The following is a 2,646-nucleotide window of genomic DNA, read 5'->3' on the forward strand; positions in this document are numbered from 1 at the left end:
CGTATAATCGTCGGCAGCGTCAGATGTGTATAAGAGACAGTGCCCGCCCTGATGGCCCACCACGCCGCACTTCATGGCGACCGGTTGAACGACGACGTGACCGCGCTCTGGATCACCCGCCGCTGACGCGCCGCAGCAATTTATCCATTGGCCCCATATCCTTATTCGAGTTATGGATATTGCTGCGTCGGGCGACGTGTAACAGGAGACGGAACGGATATGGCTTCGATCATGATCAAGAAGGCCGGCGAGGGCCTGATTTCCCAGGCTCACCGCAACGCCGACGTTGGCCCGACCAGCGGCAGCTCGGTCGTGTACGAGATTCTCAACGTGCCGGCGGGCGTGTCGGTGGACGACGTCATCGCCGCCTTCAAGACCTTCAAGCCGGCGGACAAGAAGTACGAGTACGACTACGCCGACCTGTCCAAGTAAGGCGCTCGTTCGCCCTTCCCGCGGTTCCCGCAAGGGCGGAAACCGCGGGAAACGGCCTTTACCCCTTCTTGGGGAAGCGCTCGATCCAGCGCTCCAACTCCGCCACATGCTCCGCCTCTTCCGAGGCGAACTCCTCCGCCATCATGCGGACCTCCGGGTCCGTGGTGGAGGCCGCCACGTCGGCGTAGAAGGCGTGCCCGCGCTTTTCGCTGTCGAGCGCCAGTTCCAGCGCGTACTCCACCGTCATCAGATAGTGCGAGCCTTCCATGGAGGCCGCTTCCGGGCTCTCGTCGTCCGGCCACTGGAAGTCTTCCGGGGCGAGCACCGGCACGTCGCGGAAGGCGGAGCGCTTGCGGGCGTCCGCCAGATGCAGGCGCGAGAACTCGGCCATCTTGGCGAAAAAGGCGGCGACGTCCGCGTTGCCGTAGGTCTTCATGGCTTCCGACAGGTCGGCGAAACGGTTGGCGGCGTCCTCCTCCAGCGCGCAGGCGTGGGCGAGGAACAGGGCGGGGTCGTGAATGTTGGCCATCGGGTCCTGAGATCGTTAAGTCACAAATGTATTGTGGTTATTTGAACCATAACGCCTTGTTGCGAAAGGTTCTCGGATCGCTGGCCGGTTGCGGGCGTCTGCGACACTTTGACACACCCTCTACGATCTGCATCCGGAGGCGCAGCCCTCGCTCCGACGGCGAAGGGCGGGCAACATGAAACCTCTGCAATGATCGCCAAGAAACGCCGCCACGCGCTTGACCGGCTTCAATTCCAGGAATAGATCAGCACCAACGTCACCGCATGATTGACGGGCGTCCGGACGCGCGGTCCGGTCCCGCGCCGAGAAAGCAACAGATGGACAGCCACAGTCGTCGACCCCGACGAATCTTCGGTACTCTGCCGATCCTGGGCTGACCTTTTCGCAGGTTCGCCACGGCCGGCCGCGATGCCGACAGCCGCACAGGTGAACCATGGTGACGTCTTCCATCACCATTCCGATGCCGTTCCGCGCGCTCACACACCAGGGCGCGTGCGTGCCCCTGCCGCCGCCAGCGCCGGGCTGACCGCCATCCTCTCCCTTTGACGCCCGCCCGACGCCGCACGGCGTCGGGTGCCTGCACACGCCGATTGCGCATGCCGAACGCGGCCGGACTCCGATCCGGCCGCAGGATGGAGGGGCCATGGTCTGGACCCAGACAAGCGTTTCCGTGAAAACGGCGGCCGCCACGCCCAATCGCTGGGACCTCGTGGCCCTGCCGCTGGTCGTCGGCCTGCTCGCCCTGGCCGCCGTCGGCGGTCACCAGATGACAGCACCATTGGCGAGCCTCGACGCGCCGGCCGTCTCGCTCGACCCCTGGAACCTGCCGGACTACGCGCTGCGCTCGACGCTGCGCATGCTGGCGGCGATGGCGGCCTCGCTGCTCTTCACCTTCACCTACGCCACGCTGGCGGCCAAGAGCCGCCGGGCCGGCATGGTGCTGATCCCGGTTCTGGACGTGCTCCAGTCGGTGCCGGTGCTCGGCTACATCTCCTTCACCGTGGTCTTCTTCCTGTCGCTGTTCCCCGGCAGCGTGCTGGGCGCCGAATGCGCGGCGATCTTCGCCATCTTCACCAGCCAGGCCTGGAACATGACCTTCAGCGTCTACCAGTCGCTGCGCTCGGTGCCGCGCGACCTGGACGAGGCGGCCACCAGCTTCCGCTTCTCCGGCTGGCAGCGCTTCTGGCGGCTGGAGGCGCCCTTCGCCATGCCGGGGCTCGTCTGGAACATGATGATGTCGATGTCCGGCGGCTGGTTCTTCGTCGTCGCGTCGGAGGCGATCACCGTCGGCGACCACACCGTCACGCTGCCCGGCATCGGCTCCTATCTGGCCGAGGCCATCGCGCAGAAGGACCTCGGCGCCGTCGGCTGGGCGGTGCTGGCGATGCTGGCGGTCATCCTGCTCTACGATCAGTTCCTGTTCCGCCCGCTGGTCGCCTGGGCCGACAAGTTTCGCTTCGAGCAGACCGGCGCGCAGGAGGCGCCCGAGTCCTGGGTGCTGCGGCTGTTCCAGCGCACCCGCGTCTGCCGCTCGCTGCTGGCGCCGGTCGAGGCTCTGCTCGGCCGGGTGGCGTGGCTGCGCCTGTCCCCCCTCTCCTCACTCACCGCCGCCCTGCCCCCGGCCCTGCGGTGTCGGATCACCGCTGTCTCTTATACACATCTCCGAGCCCACGAGACTATAACAG

General features: G+C 66.1%; 3 protein-coding genes. 2 read left to right on the top strand and 1 reads right to left on the bottom strand.

The window, feature by feature from the left end; genetic code table 11:
- Window positions 1–219: 219 nt before the first annotated feature.
- Window positions 220–432, top strand: coding sequence for a hypothetical protein (locus Q4I23_RS32075; RefSeq protein ID WP_014241290.1), 213 nt, complete (start codon window positions 220–222; stop codon window positions 430–432).
- Between the two features lie 58 nt (window positions 433–490).
- On the opposite strand, the gene Q4I23_RS32080 is transcribed toward Q4I23_RS32075, so the two are convergent.
- Window positions 491–961 (bottom strand): ferritin-like domain-containing protein, encoded by a 471-nt coding sequence (locus Q4I23_RS32080; protein ID WP_035675565.1) that lies wholly within the window; start codon window positions 959–961, stop codon window positions 491–493.
- Window positions 962–1,604: 643 nt separating this feature from the next.
- On the opposite strand from Q4I23_RS32080, the gene Q4I23_RS32085 reads away from it, so the two are divergent.
- The coding region (locus tag Q4I23_RS32085) for an ABC transporter permease subunit (protein WP_498528920.1) at window positions 1,605–2,646 on the top strand (1,042 nt) is incomplete at its 3' end.

This window comes from Azospirillum sp. UFLA03-27, from assembly GCF_059803775.1.